This window comes from Psychrobacter immobilis (assembly GCF_904846225.1).
Taxonomy (GTDB): domain Bacteria; phylum Pseudomonadota; class Gammaproteobacteria; order Pseudomonadales; family Moraxellaceae; genus Psychrobacter; species Psychrobacter immobilis_F.
This window is the reverse complement of sequence record NZ_CAJGZJ010000001.1, coordinates 361,311-379,351: the sequence shown is the minus strand read 5'-3', so window position 1 is coordinate 379,351 and position 18,041 is coordinate 361,311. Positions and strand designations below refer to the sequence as shown.

At 43.3% G+C, this 18,041-nt stretch carries 11 protein-coding genes; 9 read left to right on the top strand and 2 right to left on the bottom strand.

The window, feature by feature from the left end; translation table 11 throughout:
• Nucleotides 1-5 precede the first annotated feature (5 nt).
• The 7 genes from pilQ (at nt 6) to JMX48_RS01590 (ending at nt 14,091) form a co-directional block, all read left to right on the top strand.
• Entirely contained in the window at nt 6-2,360 is a 2,355-nt protein-coding gene (gene pilQ, locus JMX48_RS01620; RefSeq protein WP_201533520.1) for a type IV pilus secretin PilQ family protein, read from the top strand.
• Between the two features lie 153 nt (nt 2,361-2,513).
• Nucleotides 2,514-3,071: a shikimate kinase AroK gene (aroK, locus tag JMX48_RS01615; protein ID WP_201533518.1), complete on the top strand. Its 558-nt coding sequence runs from the start codon at nt 2,514-2,516 to the stop codon at nt 3,069-3,071.
• A 74-nt stretch (nt 3,072-3,145) separates the two neighbouring features.
• A complete protein-coding gene (aroB, locus tag JMX48_RS01610) occupies nt 3,146-4,249 on the top strand; it encodes a 3-dehydroquinate synthase (protein WP_201533516.1) in 1,104 nt (367 codons plus the stop codon).
• A 214-nt stretch (nt 4,250-4,463) separates the two neighbouring features.
• Nucleotides 4,464-5,510: a hypothetical protein gene (locus JMX48_RS01605; RefSeq protein ID WP_201533514.1), complete on the top strand. Its 1,047-nt coding sequence runs from the start codon at nt 4,464-4,466 to the stop codon at nt 5,508-5,510.
• 1,026 nt (nt 5,511-6,536) lie between these two features.
• Nucleotides 6,537-11,000 (top strand): glutamate synthase large subunit, encoded by a 4,464-nt coding sequence (gltB, locus tag JMX48_RS01600; RefSeq protein ID WP_201533512.1) that lies wholly within the window; start codon nt 6,537-6,539, stop codon nt 10,998-11,000.
• A 165-nt stretch (nt 11,001-11,165) separates the two neighbouring features.
• Nucleotides 11,166-12,587 carry an FAD-dependent oxidoreductase gene (locus JMX48_RS01595; protein WP_201533510.1) on the top strand — a complete coding sequence of 474 codons (1,422 nt, stop codon included), beginning with the start codon at nt 11,166-11,168 and terminating at the stop codon, nt 12,585-12,587.
• Between the two features lie 292 nt (nt 12,588-12,879).
• On the top strand, nt 12,880-14,091 hold the full coding sequence (locus tag JMX48_RS01590) for an FUSC family protein (RefSeq protein WP_201533508.1): 1,212 nt from the start codon (nt 12,880-12,882) through the stop codon (nt 14,089-14,091).
• A 104-nt stretch (nt 14,092-14,195) separates the two neighbouring features.
• Here JMX48_RS01590 and JMX48_RS01585 read toward each other — a convergent pair whose 3' ends face one another.
• Nucleotides 14,196-15,332, bottom strand: coding sequence for an ABC transporter substrate-binding protein (locus JMX48_RS01585; protein WP_201533507.1), 1,137 nt, complete (start codon nt 15,330-15,332; stop codon nt 14,196-14,198).
• Nucleotides 15,333-15,891: 559 nt separating this feature from the next.
• Between JMX48_RS01585 and JMX48_RS01580 the strand changes: the two genes are divergently transcribed.
• Together JMX48_RS01580 and JMX48_RS01575 are read left to right on the top strand one after the other, a co-directional pair.
• Nucleotides 15,892-16,155 (top strand): hypothetical protein, encoded by a 264-nt coding sequence (locus JMX48_RS01580; protein WP_201533506.1) that lies wholly within the window; start codon nt 15,892-15,894, stop codon nt 16,153-16,155.
• 65 nt (nt 16,156-16,220) lie between these two features.
• The gene (locus JMX48_RS01575) at nt 16,221-16,484 is read left to right on the top strand and encodes a hypothetical protein (protein ID WP_201533505.1); all 264 of its coding nucleotides are present in this window, start codon (nt 16,221-16,223) and stop codon (nt 16,482-16,484) included.
• 336 nt (nt 16,485-16,820) lie between these two features.
• On the opposite strand, the gene JMX48_RS01570 is transcribed toward JMX48_RS01575, so the two are convergent.
• Nucleotides 16,821-17,597, bottom strand: a complete 777-nt coding sequence (locus JMX48_RS01570; protein ID WP_201533592.1) for a Cof-type HAD-IIB family hydrolase — start codon at nt 17,595-17,597, stop codon at nt 16,821-16,823.
• Between the last annotated feature and the right edge of the window lie 444 nt (nt 17,598-18,041).

Below are 18,041 nucleotides of genomic sequence, written 5' to 3'. Positions count from 1 at the left end.
AAATAATGACAGTACGCAATAACAAGGTAATGATGATGAGCAACCGCCTATCTTCTGCTTTTGCCATTTCAGCATTGGCAATCAGCATGGTAGCAGTGAATAACAGTGCCCATGCTGCACAGCGTATTAATAGTGTCTCCGTGGTACAGACGGCACCAGCGGTCACGCAAATGCGTTTGGGCTTTGCAGGCGTGCCCATATTACCTGCGGCTTACCAACTTGATGATCCTAGCCGCTTGGTACTAGATTTCGAACAAGTGCAAAATGGGCTTGCGAGTCGCTTTAATGAATATAATATTGGTATGGTCAATGATGTCACTACTTTGAGCAGCGACACTACCACGCGCCTTATTGTTGGACTCAAGCAATCAGGCAACTATACGACAGCCATTGATGGTAATGATTTATTGCTGACAATGACGGATTCTAATCGCCCAGTGATTACTAGTGATCCTATTCAAGACGTACTTAACAACAATGCCGTTATGACTACAGCCATTGTCACCCCTATTGTCGAGACCAGTAGCACCCCTGTTGCTTATGTGAGTAAAACCAGTAAGACCGTGGTCAAAAATCCAGTACCAGCTGATACGATGGTAGTAAGAGTCAATCCATTATTAAATCCACAACTTGCTGCTTCACAGGTGAGTAAGCAGTACAGCTATGATGGCCTGAGTGCGGTGAATTTTTCAGCAGGAAATGACGCTGGTGGCAGTGTCAGTATCGCCCTTGTTAATGAAGCAATTCCAGTTGACGTACAGCGCCAAGGAGATAAATTGGTGGTGCGTTTAACTGGCAGTACCATACCTAGGAATTTGTTACGCCGCTTGAATATTAATAGCGGTCTCGTTGGTAGTATTGATACCAAGAACCAAGGTCAAAATGGCGTGATCACCATCAATATGACGGATGATTACGAATATCAGGCTTATCAATCAGGCAACCAGTTAAATATTAGTATCAATAAACCTGCGCTGCTACGTGAGCCTACGCTTGAAGAAAAAGTGTATAGCGGTGAGCCTCTGTCTATGGAATTCCAAGATGTTGAGATTCGCAGCGTTTTAGATATCCTAGCGCAATTTACTGAAATGAATATTGTGGCAAATGATTCGGTCGCTGGCAATATCACGTTACGCCTTATCAATGTACCGTGGGATCAAGCGCTTGATATTATCTTAAAAAGTAAAAATCTAGGCAAGCGTGAAAATGGTAATGTGATTTTGGTCGCACCTGCTACTGAGCTTGCAGAACAAGAAGCACGTGAACTTGAGGCGCAGCAAGCGGTTGAATCTTTTGCGCCACTGCGTACTGAGTACATTCGCTTAAGTTATGCAAAAGCACAAGACGTACTGACTCTGATCTCTCAAGGTAGTGGCGCATCGAGTGGCAGTAGGAGTGGTCTCTCGAATACCGCTGATGACAATAATACTTTGTTATCCAATCGCGGAACGGTAACCGTTGATGAGCGTACCAATACCCTCATTATTAAAGATGTGGCCAAGAGCATTGAAAATATCCATGACTTGATTGGCAAAATTGACATTCCAGTCCGTCAAGTCATGATTGAAGCTCGCATCGTTAGTGCCACTGACAGTTTCAGTAAAGAAATTGGGGTTCGATGGGGTATCCTGTCGAATGGCGCGGCCACTAATCGAAGCTTACTGGTTGGTGGTAGCAATCAGACACTGGCAGATCTAAAAGACTTTGATATAGAAACGACGACAGTCAATGGTCAAACAGTTTCTTACCCATCATATGACATTAGCCGTCCTGACAACTTAAACGTTGATTTAGGGATTGCCAATCCAGCAGGCAGTATTGCCTTTGGCCTACTGAGCTTGTCTGATGTAATGCTTGATCTTGAATTGTCAGCATTGCAAGCTGACAACCGCGGTGAAGTTATCTCGACCCCGAAAGTTTTGACGGCTGACAAGCAAACGGCGAAAGTCTCTTCTGGTACCCAGATTCCTTATCAGGAAGCTTCGGCTAGCGGCGCAACCACGACCAGCTTTAAAGAAGCGGCATTGAGTCTAGAAGCCACGCCAAATATCACGCCTGATGGTAAGATTGGTTTGCAGTTGCTTATTACCAACGGCACGCCAGTATTTACCAACGGTATCGTTGCTATCAATGAAGACTCTATATCAACCAACGTTACCGTTGAAGATGGTCAAACCGTCGTATTGGGTGGCATCTTTAGGAACCGTACCAATAATGATGTAACCAAAGTACCTTTCTTAGGTGACTTGCCTTATATTGGTCGTGCCTTCCGTAAAGATGTGCGTAATAATAACAAAGAAGAGCTGTTGATATTTATCACACCAAAATTGATCAATGACGGTACTAGCCGTTTGAATTAATCAGCCAGTAATTGATTCGTGCATAAAAAGAGCAAGCATCAATGCTTGCTTTTTTTATGCACGAATTTAAATGCTGCTAACAATAATCACAGCTCATTACTAGCCAGAATATCAATGACGTTGTATCATACCTAATTTAGCTGAGTGAGTGTTATGGTAGAGGAATTACCGTCGGTGTTTTTAGTAGGACCAATGGGAGCAGGGAAGACGACGATCGGTAAATTGCTTGCTAAGCAATTAGGGCGCACCTTTGTAGACAGTGATTGGTATATTGAATCACAAACAGGGGCTGATATTGCTTGGATATTCGCCAAAGAAGGCGAGGCAGGTTTTCGGGAGCGTGAGACGCGAGCCATCGATGAGTTGACCCAAAAACCTCAAATCGTCTTAGCCACGGGTGGTGGTGCGGTCATTTGTGCTGAGAATCGCGCGTTTTTAAATCAGCGCGGCATTGTGGTGTATTTGAATGCACCCGTCGATGTACAGATGGCTCGTACGGCCAAAGACAAATCACGACCTCTATTGCAGCAGCCCAATCCCAAAAAAATCTTGCAAGAGTTATACAGCATACGCGACCCATTATATCGTCAAGTTGCCCATATCATCATGCCTACCGGTCATACGTACCCACGTCATATGGTTAATCAGCTCTTGCAGCAGTTAAGCGCACTTAGCACCTCTACAGAGCCAGAACCTAAAAAAGAGTCATAATAAAGAATGACAAAGCATACCATTATTTAAATTCAGCTACTTTTATATTATTAAAAACGCTTAGGGAGTGTCTAATGTCATTGTTTCAGGATGGCTTAACCGTTCATACGCAAAGTCATGATTATCCCATTGTCATTACTGAAAAGACGGCGACAGAAGATAATAGTATGGCGAAGCAAATCGCCCCCTATATTAGTGGTCGCCAAGTATTGATTGTGACCAATGATATCGTTGCGCCTTTATACTTAAAAGCTTTGGAAGATGAGCTGAAAGAGCAATTTACCGTCAAGGTTTGTGTGCTCCCAGATGGTGAGCAATATAAGAACCAGACCAGTATCAATCAGATTTATGATGCATTGATGGCTGAGCACTTCAATCGTGATGTCACGCTCATCGCTTTGGGTGGCGGGGTGGTTGGCGATATGACGGGCTTTGCTGCGGCAAGCTTTATGCGTGGGGTGAATTTCATTCAGATTCCAACAACGCTGCTCTCTCAGGTGGATTCAAGTGTTGGCGGCAAAACAGGTATCAATCACGCGCAAGGCAAAAACATGATTGGTGCTTTTTGGCAACCGCAGATGGTACTTGCTGATATGAGTACCCTAAAAACATTGCCCGCGCGCGAGCTATCGGCAGGACTTGCTGAAGTTATTAAGTACGCTCTGATTATGGATGAGGCTTTTTTGACATGGCTCGAAGAAAACTTGCCTGCGATGATGGCGCTCGATTTGGCCGTACTTGGCGAGGCGGTCAAACGCTGCTGTCAATACAAAGCCGATGTCGTTGCGCAAGACGAAAGAGAGTCAGGCGTACGTGCATTATTAAACTTTGGTCATACTTTTGGTCATGTGATTGAGACGCATCAAGGCTATGGCAATTGGCTACATGGTGAGGCCGTCGCTGCTGGCATGGTACAAGCCGCTGAATTATCACAAAAAATTGGCTGGTTAACCATCGAGGAAGTAGCTCGGATCAAACGTATTCTGACGTTGGCGAACTTGCCTATTATACCGCCATCTATTGATGTACAAACTGCTTTAAACTTGATGGGTCATGATAAGAAAGTGAAACACGGACAAATCCGTCTTATTTTGTTAAAATCATTAGGTGATGCCGTATTGACCAATGAGTTTGACACCCAACTTTTGGCTGATGTATTGTCGCAACATAGTGCATAGTGCATAGTGCATAGCGCATAGCGCATAGCGCATAGCGCATAGCGTATCAAGATTCGCATCACTGTATTTAAGTTACTGTATTTAAATTACTGTATTTAAATTACCATAAAGGTTCACTGAACTTAAGCATTCAAAGTATACTGGTTAGCCAGAATTTCAGCTAAATACGCATCTATTTTATGCGATTAAATATATTTTTACCAAGGATAATTCCATGGCAGCCTCAAGACCGATGCCTCGTAACGCTCGCCAATCGTATCGCCGTCAAGCGTTGATTTGGTTGATGACGACCTTGCTGTTAGGCGTGATCACGGCACTAGTATGGATGTTTAGTCAAACGCCAGCGATGGGTGCCAAAATCGAGAACGCACCAATATCAGCACCGCAAGCATTAAGCACCGAGCTTGAGCAACCTGTAAAAATTGAGTCGTTACACGAACTGGATACCGATGTGCAGCCGATTAAGTTTGACACCACGGTACGTGATTTGCGTAGTTATCCTGATGAGTTTAAAGACAAGCGTTATTTATTGGCAAATAAAGGTAAGTGGACAGTACAGGTAATGAATGTCGCTGAAAATGAGGTGATTGTCAGTTACCTAGAAGGCCGCGAGGATCGTGAGAAGTTTGCTTACTTCCGTTATCTCGATAATGAGAAGCAAGTGCGTTATATGCTGACTTATGGGATCATGAGCAGCCCACAAGAAGCCGTCGGGGCAGCAAAACTTATAGACTTTAAACTGCCTAGTAATGTGCGGGTGTTACCAGAAGAGATCAATCGCTATGCTGGCATCATTGATAACTATGAACGCCCTGATCCTATAAAAGATTTGAGCGCTAAACGCACACGTTCTGTGAGTTTGAAACCGACTAAGCGCGAAGTGCCAGTGCGTCAGCAAACGCAAGATACTGACAATGACCAAAATGCAAGTAACAATGCTAATGGTAGTGGTCAGGCAGCGGCAAATAATAATGGCGGCGAAAGCATTCGTCAATCGTCTGATACCTCCGCCACTTTCTCCGTGAATGAAGAACGTATCGTTGGTGACGAAAATCAATCGTCATCTGTAACACCGCCTAGAAGTGAAGACGGTACTAGCAAGTCGCAAGGTACATCAAATACTGATAATAGCGCTCCTAAAAAACCGCCAGTGGTGGCAACACCCAAACCACCAAGTAACAGTACAAACTCTGCCAATAACAACTCTTCTAAGAGTAATAGCGATAGCCTAAAAGCGTTGATAGAAGACAAGAGTAATTAATTTTTAGTGATTGCTATGATTGAGCGATCTATAGCATGAATCAATCATGATATTAAACAAGCATGGTGACTATCAAAAACCCGCTAACCAAAATGGTTGGCGGGTTTTTTTATGGGGCTTTATATAGTCAGTGAAAAAATATAGTCAGTGAAAAACATGCATACCAGCAGTACCGTAGCGTTTTAAGGTGTTTTTAGTATTCTATTGATGCTAACAGCAGTATTCTATCAATGCTAAAAACACTCAGTTGGATAGATTAAGAGTCAATGAATCTTAGGCATTAACCCTTATAACCATTACTTTAAGTTAGACTCAGCCTAAAGATTTTATTTGTCCTATAACCAATAGTAATAAATACTCTTACAAAATATGGCTAATGAATCAGTAGAAAAGACTAGATTTTTTGCCCATCATTAACTAATATAACTGTGGGCGACGTTCTGTACAGTTATCGTAATAAACTGTTTATTAACAATTATTTAGTAAGCTTCTATTATTTATAAGACACGTTAATAAAGTTTGTTGTCTCAAGCGCGGCTATTTGTTATTGATATTCAAGCTATTGCAAGTAGCGCAACCTCTCTTATTGTCACTCTTTTTAGAGTTCATAAAGCGCTTGAATACAGAGCGTCAGATATTCAAAATTAGTCAAATATAATGTTACTTAATGCCTATCCAATCAACTTTTAGCGTTAGGTATGACAAAGTAACGATCGACACTCAATTCAAAATAACGACAGCATGTTATTGGTGACTAATTAATTGATATACAGAATTGTATGGCATCCCGTTGTTAGGGACTAGGACTTACTATCTCTTAATACGCTACTTGTCTGTCAAAACATGAGCTCATGATTAGTAAGGTCAAGGATTGCTACTTACTCATAAAGCATAATGTCTCTGAGCGTCATACTATTTATTAATCCGGATATACGAATATTAATTATCAGCCCGTTCTACCTACGGATACCAGCTTATGCTCCGCATTGGATATATAGGCGACCCGTTTACTTAAAAGGACAAGCTATGTCAATGATTTCCTCACATACTCACCTGGCCACGCCGGATGATTTTTCTGATAATTGCGGTTTCGGTTTAATTGCTCATATTGAGGGACAAGCCAGCCATGATTTGGTAAAGACGGCCATTCATAGTCTAAGTTGTATGACCCATCGCGGCGGTGTTGCTGCTGATGGTAGAACGGGTGACGGTTGTGGCCTATTGCTGGCGACGCCTACTGAATTCTTTAAAAAAATCGCCGCTGAGCAACAGTTAGCCATTACCGATAACTTTGCAGTGGGTATGGTATTCGTCAATGTAGATGCTTCTAAAGCCAAGCATAGCCAGCAAGTACTGAGCGATGAGATTACCGCGCAAGGATTAGAGGTGGCTGGTTGGCGCGATGTACCGCTTGATCTGAGTATCGTGGGTGAGATTGGTCGTGAGACATTACCAGATTTTAAGCAAGTGTTTGTCAATGCACCCAATGAGCTGGCGGCGGATGATTTTAACCGTAAACTGTTTGTTGCCCGTAAAAAAGCAGAGCAACGTTTGGTGGATGATGAGCTGTTTTATGTTTGCTCATTAAGTTGCCAGACGATTATTTATAAAGGTTTGGTGATGCCATCAGACTTGCCAGCGTTCTTTTTGGACTTACAAGATGAGCGATTGGCGTCACATATTGTAGTGTTCCATCAACGTTTTTCAACCAATACCTTACCACGCTGGCCATTGGCTCAACCCTTTCGTTACCTTGCCCATAATGGTGAGTTGAATACCATTACCGGTAACCGCAACTGGTCTGAAGCACGTACGCCAAAATTAAAATCAGAAAAACTGCCCAATTTAAATGAATTGACACCGCTGGTGAATAGCACGGGTTCAGATTCATCAAGCTTAGATAATATGCTAGAAGTATTGATGTCAGGCGGTATGAATCTGTTTCATGCGATGTCGATTCTCGTGCCGCCAGCGTGGCAAAACGTCGATAGCATGGATATGGACTTGCGCGCGTTTTATGAGTTTTACTCGCAGCATATGGAAGCGTGGGACGGTCCAGCAGGTTTGGTGATTCAAGATGGACGCTATGCTGTTTGTATGCTTGATCGGAATGGTTTGCGTCCGTCGCGCTGGGTAACCACCAAAAATGGCTATATCACGGTTGCCTCTGAGGTTGGCGTTTGGGATTATTCGCCAAAAGATGTCTTGGCAAAAGGACGTGTTGGCCCTGGTCAGATGTTGGTCATTGATACTTTGAATGGTCAGATTTTAGATACCAATGCGATTGCGACCTTACTAAAAGAAGCCCATCCGTATCGCAAATGGTTACGTGAAGAGGCGACACGTATTCGTGATGATGAGCGTTTAGAAGAGACATTGGCAGCGCAGTCTTGCCGCGGTGATGCGCTAAAAGCACTACAAAAAATGTATCACATCACCAATGAAGAGCGCACAGAGATTATTCGTCCCAATGCTGAAAATGGCCAAGAGCCAGTCGGTTCAATGGGTGACGATACGCCAATGGCAGTGCTGTCGCAGCAAATTCGTCATGTCGGTGATTTTTTCCGTCAGCAGTTTGCACAGGTAACCAATCCACCAATCGATCCATTGCGTGAATCAATTGTGATGTCGCTACAAACTTGCTTGGGTGCTGAAACTAATGTGTTTGCGCCGTCAGCGAGAGACGCTCATCGTATTATTCTATCGTCACCAGTATTGTCAGCCAGCAAAATGCAGCAGCTTGAAACATTGGGTGATCCAGCGTTCAAGATAGCTCGTATTGATCTGAACTATGACCGTAACCTAACATTGTCTGAAGCCATTACCACCATTTGTGAGCAAGTGGCCAGCAGTATTCGTGCGGGTCACACGCTGATTGTATTGTCTGATAAAGCCATCGATGTAGATAAAGTACCTGCCAATGCCATCATGGTGACTGGTGCCGTGCATCATTATCTGATTGCACAAGGTATTCGCACCGATGCCAATTTGATCATTGAGACAGGTCTTGCTCGTGATTCTCATCAAGTGGCGGTATTAATTGGCTTTGGCGCGACCTGTATTTATCCATATTTGGCCTATGATGTGATTGATGATTTAGTCGCTACAGGTGAGTTGCTGGGCGATCCGATTCAAGCGCGAGTTAATTTCCGCAAAGGTTTGGATAAAGGTCTGCTAAAAATATTATCAAAAATGGGCATCTCTACTATTGTTTCTTATCGCGGCGCACAATTATTTGAAGCGGTTGGACTCTCTGAAGAAGTCGTCAGCTTGTGCTTTAAAGGCGTGCAAAGTCGTATCAAAGGCGCAACCTTTGCAGATTTGGCAGCGGATCAGGCACAATTGGCGGCGAATGCCTTCAAACGTCGCGCACCACTGGATCAAGGTGGTCTGCTCAAGTTTGTCTTCAACAAAGAATATCACGCCTTTAATCCAGATGTGATTAACAGCTTACATACGGCAGTACGAACGGGTGATTATGATAATTACCGTCAGTATGCGAATCTGGTTAATAGCCGTCCAGTGGCGACGTTGCGTGACTTATTACAGCTAAAGACTGACAACAGTATCGATGTCAATGACGTTGAAGATATCTCCAAGATTTTGACACGCTTTGACTCTGCTGGCATGTCATTAGGCGCGCTATCTCCTGAAGCCCATGAAGCCATCGCTATGGCGATGAACACGATTGGTGGGCGCTCAAACTCTGGTGAAGGCGGAGAAGATCCAGTACGTTATGGCACGTTACGTAACTCAAAAATTAAGCAAGTTGCCTCTGGTCGTTTTGGCGTGACGCCTGCGTATCTACGCTCAGCGGAAGTGATGCAGATTAAAGTCGCTCAAGGTGCTAAACCGGGTGAAGGCGGTCAGCTGCCGGGCGGTAAGGTTAATGCTCTGATTGCACGTTTGCGCTACTCTGTGCCGGGTGTGACGCTCATTTCTCCACCGCCGCACCATGATATCTACTCTATTGAGGACTTGGCGCAGCTAATTTTTGATTTAAAACAAGTCAATCCAGATGCCTTGGTTTCTGTTAAATTGGTATCACGTCCAGGCGTCGGCACCATCGCCACGGGTGTTGCGAAAGCCTATGCAGATTTAATTACCATCTCAGGCTATGATGGTGGTACAGCGGCATCTCCGCTATCCTCGATCCATCATGCAGGCTCGCCATGGGAGTTAGGTCTTGCTGAGACTCATCAGTCGCTACGCGTCAATGGTCTACGAGACAAAGTACGTATTCAAACCGATGGCGGTCTAAAGACGGGTCTCGATGTGGTAAAAGCGGCTATCCTTGGTGCAGAAAGCTTCGGTTTTGGTACGACGCCGATGATCGCAGTTGGCTGTAAATACTTACGTATTTGCCATTTAAATAACTGTCCCACAGGGGTTGCCACTCAAAAAGCCAAATTACGTGACGGGCATTTCATTGGCGAAGCTGAGATGTTGATTAACTTCTTTAAATTCGTTGCGACTGAAACACGTGAGTGGCTAGCAGCATTGGGTGTGCGGAGTATGGAAGAGCTGGTCGGACGTACTGATTTGCTCGAAGTATTAGAAGGTAATACCGACAAACAGCGTCACCTCGACTTAACGCCTTTGTTGTTTAGCCATCCAGCAAGTGCAGGTAAAGCGCAAACCTGTCAAGTAGAGCGAAATGCACCGTTTGATAAAGGCTTGCTCGCTGAGCGGATGATTAGTGATATGTTATTGAGTATTCGCCAAGGTACAGGTGGCGATTATAGCTATGATGTTGGTAACTGTGATCGCTCTATTGGTGCTCGTATTTCTGGTGAAATTGCGCAGCTGTGGGGCAATCTTGGTATGAGCGATATGCCTATTAGGTTGCGTCTAACGGGTACCGCGGGACAAAGCTTGGGCGTCTGGAATGCAGGCGGTTTAAATATTGAGCTTGAAGGCGATGCCAATGACTATGTGGGTAAAGGCATGGCAGGCGGTGAGATCGTCATTTATCCACCGAAAGATTCGAGCTTTATTGCTCAAGATACGGCCATTATCGGTAACACCTGCCTATATGGTGCAACAGGTGGTAAGTTGAATGCATCTGGTACGGCAGGCGAGCGCTTTGGTGTTCGTAATTCAGGTGCGCATGCTGTCATCGAAGGCACAGGCGATCATTGCTGTGAATATATGACAGGTGGAATGATCACGATTCTTGGACGTACTGGTCTCAACTTTGGCGCAGGTATGACAGGCGGTTTCGCGTATGTGCTCGATATGGAAGGCGACTTCTTTGATCGCTGCAACCACGAGCTCATCGATCTTAACCGTATTTCAAGTGAACAAACCGAAGAACATCGCATCCATTTGCAACAAGTGATTAAAACGCATGTAGATAAAACGGGTAGTGCATGGGGTCAAACGATATTGGATGACTTTGAACACTATGTTCGTAAGTTTTACTTAGTAAAACCAAAAGCGGCGAATATTGCAAGCCTGCTCAAAACCACCATGGCTGATCCACAATAGCTGATCGATAGCAGCTTTGATTGGACTATTCAGCAATAGGTTTTTAGATACGTTTTAACTCACAGGTTTTAAGCAGGTAAGTGACAGCAACGGCCTACCTATCTTAATGTAAGATTAATTGAGCATCGTTGGCTGTCACCGCCCACTATAAAAGAGATTGTTACCATGGCAAAACGCATAGAAAATAGTTTTCAGTTCTTAGATGTACCACGGCTTGAGCCGATCAAAAAAGACATCGCAACACGCTCAACGGAGTTTGTCGAAATTTACACACCGTTTGAGAGCGAGGCCGTTGCGAATCAGTCGCATCGCTGTCTTGAGTGTGGTAACCCGTATTGTGAATGGAAATGTCCTGTACATAATTACATTCCTAATTGGCTGAAATTGGCCACCGAAGGACAGATATTCCAAGCGGCTGAATTGTGCCATCGTACCAATACTTTGCCTGAGGTTTGTGGACGTGTCTGTCCACAAGATCGCTTATGTGAAGGCGCTTGTACGTTAAATGATGGCTTTGGTGCCGTAACGATTGGTAATGTCGAAAAATACATCAATGATACGGCCTTTGCCCTTGGTTGGCGTCCAGATATGTCTGATGTGGTTTGGACAGACAAAAAGGTCGCGATTATCGGTGCAGGGCCAGCAGGACTTGGCTGCGCGGACATCTTAGTCAGAAATGGTGTCAAGCCAGTCGTCTTTGATAAACGTCCTGAAATTGGCGGCTTACTGACTTTTGGTATTCCAGAATTTAAAATGGAAAAAGACGTCATGCGCAATCGCCGTGTCATCTTTGAAGGCATGGGTATGGAATTCCGCCTTGAAACAGAAATTGGCACCGATATTAGCATCGATGAGTTATTGACCGATTATGACGCTGTGTTTATGGGTATGGGCACGTATACTTATATGCGCGGTGGCTTTGCTGGTGAAGCGTTAGAAGGGGTTCATGACGCGCTAGATTACCTGATTGCCAATGTCAATCGCTGTAATGATTGGGAAAAAAATCCCGAAGAATATATCGATTTTAAAGGCAAAAAAATCGTGGTGCTAGGCGGGGGAGATACAGCGATGGACTGTAACCGTACCAGTATTCGTCAGGGCGCTGAAAAAGTGGTCTGTGCCTATCGCCGTGATGAAGAAAATATGCCAGGCTCACGCCGTGAAGTGGTTAATGCTCGTGAGGAGGGCGTTGAGTTCTTATTCAACCGTCAACCAACTGAAATTATTGGCTTGAATGGTAAAGTTAACGGGGTAAAAGTGGTGACTACTCAATTGGGTGCGCCTGATAATCGTGGTCGTCAACGCCCTGAGCCAATCCCCAATTCAGAAGAGATTATCCCTTGTGATGCCGTCATTATGGCGTTTGGCTTTAGACCAAGCCCTGCGGATTGGTTTGAATCTCAGCAAGTGGCGATGGACAGTTCTGGTCGCGTATTAGCGGCAGAGAAGCAAACCTTTAAATTCCAAACCCAAAATCCCAAAATATTTGCTGGTGGCGATATGGTGCGTGGGTCTGACTTGGTGGTGACGGCTATTTGGGAAGGTCGTGAAGCTGCGGAAGGCATACTGGACTTCTTGGAAGTATAGTCAATCCTATATAAATCAGATACGGTGTCAACCTCGCTAACCATACTAATGGTTAGCTTGCACTTGGTTTCCTTGTATCTAAATTATATTGAGTCGACTCTATAATTAAACCTCGTTGCTCTTAGATATTTATCGGTGATTTCAATCTAGAACGTCTTTTGTCTTTTAACAGGCGAACGGCGTTTTTTTTGATAATTGCTTTGTAAATGGAGGCACTACTGCTAGCATGTTAACGGTTAGACTCTAATCTCTATTATTTATTTTTACCATTAACCAAAAAGGGCAGTCTTGCGTGAAGTTAACTATATGGCAACGATTTACCGCACCGTTTGTTGAGCCTTATGTCCGCTACCAATATGCAGATATCTTGCATGCCATACGTTTGGGTATGGCTGTGATTATTGCTTTACTAGTCAATAAAGTCACAAGTCTCCCTCATGGAGAATGGACGACCATTACCGTTTTTATCATTTTGGGTTTATTGCAATATCAAGGCGCAATCTATACCAAAGCCAAAGAGCGTGTGCTTGGTACTTTATTTGGTATCGCTATTGCTCTAGCTGTTTTGTGGTTCAGTCAAAACGCGGGGGCATGGTTGTGGGTAGATTATGCGCTCATTGGACTGCTCAGTGGTATCATTGGCTATTTGGCAGTCAGACGACTTGGGTATACCGGTTTGCTTACGGGTATCACTATGTTGATGATTGTCTCAAATGTCGGTCATAGTACCATCGGTCAAGATGGGATTTACCGCGCTCTGAATATCTTACTCGGAACTGGCATTGCTGTCGCCGTGACACTGATTTTGCCACTGAAGTCGACCTTGATGTGGCGTTTTTTATTAGGCAGTAACCTTGAGGCCTGTAGCAGTCTCTATGCTAGCGTGGGCAATCATATTGATATGGCTGAAGGGACGATGGATGATTCTGTTCAACAGCACAATCCAGCTGCCTTTTCAGTGACTGGAGTGCCTGTTAACAAGCGATTAGTCACTGCCCTACAACAGATAAATAAACGGCTACTAGCGGTACGGCCACATATCGCTGCGACAGCGAGTGAGTCAGGAATCAAAAAAGAGACGTTAGAAACCATTCAGCGTACGCACCGTAATGTCATCGGTACGATTGATTTATTATTAAGTGCCGCACCGCGTTTAGCAAATATTGAAATCGATGATGACAACCATACTTTATTGATACATTATCAGCATGAGCTGACCCAAGCCATGCAGCATATGGCAGCGGTGCTTCGTAGTCCAAGCGACGAAATGTTTCGTCCCATTACTCGCATCGCCGTATCAGAATATCCAAGCGTACAACATTTGGCATTTGAGTGGCAGGGATATTTTTGGTTGACGCAAACCTTACAAACCCAGTTGCAGCAGTTAAGTGACTTATTGCAGACCACCAAGCCGCATTGGTATGCAGCATCTGGCTTAGGTTATCAACGTCGTGAGCAGCGTAAAATAAAGCAGCATGGCGGCGAGACAGATTTGCATTTATAAATAAAAAAACGCTGACTATCTAAAGTCAGCGTTTTATTTTTTGAGTTTTCTTTTCTCGTTACTGTCACGTTTTACATTAACGGCTAGAAATTAACAATTTGCGATTAACGGCCCGTTTTTAGCTTATCCCAATACTGCTGATACACTTGTAGCGCTTCATCGCCCACGTCTTCTTGAAATTCTGCTTTGGCGAGCACGTCTTTGCTAGGATAAATAGTGGGATTGTTACGGACGCTCTCGTCCATCAGCTCACGCGCTGCCAGATTCGGTGAGGCATAGCCAATCTCTTCACTGACAATCTTGGCGTTTTCGGGACGCATCAAGTAATTGATAAATTGATGGGCGGCATCCACATTTTTGGCATTTTTGGGAATAACAAAGTTATCCATCCACAATATGGCACCTTCGGTTGGGTATTTATAAACCAAGCTGGTCAGTCCTTCATCATTGGCCATGACCGCCTCACCGTTCCATGTCATACCCAAATTGGTTTCGCCTTCGATATAAGGCATGCGCGAGGCATCCGAATTAAAGGTTTTCACATTGGGCATGAGGGTAGTGAGCTTGTCATAAGCGGCCTTGATCTCCTCAGGGTTCTTACTGTTGCCAGAGTAACCCAGAGTGAGTAGCGCCATGCCAAATACTTCGCGCACATCATTCATCAGCATCACTTGACCCTTGTACTCAGGTTTCCACAGATCATTCCAACTATTGACGCCAGCAGGATCGACGGCATCGCCATTGATGGCAAGCCCTGTGCTACCCCACATATAAGGGATAGAGTATTTATTGTTGGGGTCAACTTTGGTATTGGTAAATGAGGTGTCTAGATTTTTGAAGTTGCTCAATTTTGACTTATCCAGCTCTTGCAATAGACCTTCTTTTGCCATCTTTTCGACATAATAAGTCGAAGGAATTGCAAGGTCATACTGACTTGAGTCATCTAGCAGTTTGAGCTTGGCGTACATGGCTTCGTTAGAGTCAAAGGTAGTGTAGTTGACATTAATACCAGTCTCTTCCTTAAAGCCATCCAAAATCTCTTGGGGCATATACTCTGACCAGTTATATAGATTAAGCGTCACATCACTCGCGGCAGTGCTACCGTCAGCAGCGGCATTGTCAGAGTTGCTACAGCTGGTAAGTGCTAAGCCCACAGTCATTGCCAATAATGCTTTTGGCAGCATACGACCAATATAAGCGGCAGTACTAGTGGGTAGATGGGACGATGATAATTGGGTCAAAATATCTCTCCTAGATAAAAATGATGCAATTAATAAAAAATAGCAGGTAATAAATGTCTGATACGGGCGATCATACTATTATGGTCATTGTGTCTAAGAATTTAAAGGGGCGTGCCTGATCGTGTTTGTTTGTAATATTTGCTTCGATTTATTGCTTAAAAATTGTGTAATGGTCACTCAAACGGGTATGTTTGGCTTGATCTATAATCGATACTGAATAAAATGGATACACAACACTATACTGCGTGACTAGGACAAATTTTTCTTGCTTGCTGTGCCTTCGCAGACAGAGGCGACAAAAATTCATCCCAGCCCTGTTATATCTTTTTTATATTGACCTGACTATATAGCGAGTCTAGGTAACGACGGTGACAGAGGGCAGTTATGCTATGATAAACGCAGATTTATGTTAAGCCGTACTCTTACCGTAGCATAATAATGGACGAGCTATCATGACTCAGGTCAACGCAGCTATACCAGCATTTTTGATGAATAAAGTGAAGCAACTATAAGTGTCCTATAATAAATGAGACAGTTAATTTTGGATAAGAGAGAGCAAATGAACAATCACAGAATTGCTGGACTTATTGTCACTGTGATCAGCGTAATTACCTTTATAATCCTGTTCAATTCTAGCTCACAGGCCTCTGTCATTGATTGGCCTGTCGAAACCTACATGGCTCTGGTATTTACGATTGGTTGGTTCAGCCATTCACCAATTTGGTTGGCTTATATACTCGCAGCATTATTACTTATCTTGATCATTGTAGGAATTTATAAAGCTGGTAGCTGGGTTTATAGTTTGGTTGAGAGAAGAGCATAAAATCGTTAACTAATTATGAAGACATGCCCTAAAATCACCAAAAAATTTGATAAAAGAGAGATGAAATGGATAATCGTAGACTTGCTGGCATGATCACTATCCTTATAGGTCTGTTCGGTATTATGGCCTATTTTAATGTTGGCACTGGGACTCCAGCAGACAGTTGGCCGTTAGAGGCTTATCTTAGCGTGGCCTCTAGTATTGAGACACTGACAAGCGTATCGAAAACATTTGTTTATGTTCTCACCGTTGGGTTGTTTGTTTTGATTATTATGAGACTTTATAAAACTGGTATGTGGGCTTATGATCAAATGACTGGGCGAGGGTGATTACTAGGGCATGTCATTAATTAGCACACTTAATCATTTAGTGGTCTTAAAATGGCTAAATTTTGCCAAACATCGTCAAACAACTGATTAATATCTCGATATTATCTGCGTTATTTTCCTTGTTTGACTGCAATTTATCTCATTTTAAGCCTCACAATCTAAATGATGACACGCCCTAGATTAAAGAGGTATACAACACCTATCGGGACAGATTTTGTGGAGTGACGCAGGCTGGATCTATAGTTGCGATTAAGACGTTATAGGCTGGGTAAAAACCCAGTCTACAACTGTTAAAAAAACAGTGCATGACATATACCCTACTTAACTATCTTAGGCTTAGACTACATGAAATTGATCAAGCACTGCCTGTATCCCAAACTCTTCAATCGTTCCAGTGACAAAGTCTGCCCGTGCTATTAGCGCTGGTTGCGCATCGCCCATCGCTACAGCAAACCCAACCAAATCAAACATTTCAAGATCATTCAAGCCATCACCAAATGCCATACATTCGCTGACATCTACCGCGTAATACTCGCACACATCTTTGATGCCTCGTGCTTTGGATGCATCTACTGGCAATATATCTGCGCCAATATGATGCCAATGTACCAACTTTAAATCATATTTCGCAAAATCAACGTCCTGCATTTTATCTTGTTGATTGTCAAAGAATACAGAGCACTGATAGACAGGGGTTGATTGATAATAGACTGGGTCAACGATAGAATTTGGCGTCCTCGCATTGTATTCACGCAATCGCTCGTTTTCGCTCGACCATGCGATATGGGTGGCGGAGTCAAACTTATGTATAAGCTCACTCTGTTGACAAAGATGTACAATTTTATCCGTCTGCTCAGCGGACAATGGATAATGACTGATAACACCACTGTGATTAAAACTATATTGTCCATTCATACAAATAATAGCATCCAAGATATCTGCATCAAGTAGCGCTAAAATATCATCGGGTAATATGGCTTTGGATCGCCCAGTTGAAATCACCAGCTTGATATTCGTTTCTGCCAGGCGTTCAAGGGTCGCTTTGTTGTGCTCGGCGATAATACCGTTACGGCTTAAAGTATCATCGATATCAAAGAATATAATTTTAGGCATGGCTATTTTATTAGTCACGTTTTCTTTATTTATATTTTCTTCACGAAGGGCGTCTTTATTAATAGTCTCTTTAGTCGCTTTATCTGTAATAAACATGATTGTCCTTTATGATTTACACCCTGCTAAAGAGGGTTATAGGCAGTTCTAAATAAAATTATTACCTTGATAGTTATAGGCTCAATGGCTTGTTATTATTCGTTTTATCCTACCGTCTAATCAGCCAAAAATGACGGAGTTTTTGACTAAGTTTTGTAACAAGTCGGTTGCTTTGTATTTTTTGTCCTATCTAAAGCATTGTTAAATACGCCGTTGATTTTTTGTTTTCTAACTCTATATATAGCCTACATATTCTATCGATATTTTTTAGTGCAGCTAATTAATTTTTTCTATCATTGTCAATTTTTATATGCTTGATAAAAAATATTTATGAAAATGGCACAAACG

What these genes read in the sequence shown, in the direction of transcription:
- JMX48_RS01570 (WP_201533592.1), bottom strand. Translation starts at nt 17,597, where the DNA reads ATGCCTAAAATTATATTCTTTGATATCGATGATACTTTAAGCCGTAAC.
- JMX48_RS01605 (WP_201533514.1), top strand. Translation starts at nt 4,464, where the DNA reads ATGGCAGCCTCAAGACCGATGCCTCGTAACGCTCGCCAATCGTATCGC.
- JMX48_RS01580 (WP_201533506.1), top strand. Translation starts at nt 15,892, where the DNA reads ATGAACAATCACAGAATTGCTGGACTTATTGTCACTGTGATCAGCGTA.
- gltB (WP_201533512.1), top strand. Translation starts at nt 6,537, where the DNA reads ATGTCAATGATTTCCTCACATACTCACCTGGCCACGCCGGATGATTTT.
- aroB (WP_201533516.1), top strand. Translation starts at nt 3,146, where the DNA reads ATGTCATTGTTTCAGGATGGCTTAACCGTTCATACGCAAAGTCATGAT.
- pilQ (WP_201533520.1), top strand. Translation starts at nt 6, where the DNA reads ATGACAGTACGCAATAACAAGGTAATGATGATGAGCAACCGCCTATCT.
- JMX48_RS01575 (WP_201533505.1), top strand. Translation starts at nt 16,221, where the DNA reads ATGGATAATCGTAGACTTGCTGGCATGATCACTATCCTTATAGGTCTG.
- JMX48_RS01595 (WP_201533510.1), top strand. Translation starts at nt 11,166, where the DNA reads ATGGCAAAACGCATAGAAAATAGTTTTCAGTTCTTAGATGTACCACGG.
- aroK (WP_201533518.1), top strand. Translation starts at nt 2,514, where the DNA reads ATGGTAGAGGAATTACCGTCGGTGTTTTTAGTAGGACCAATGGGAGCA.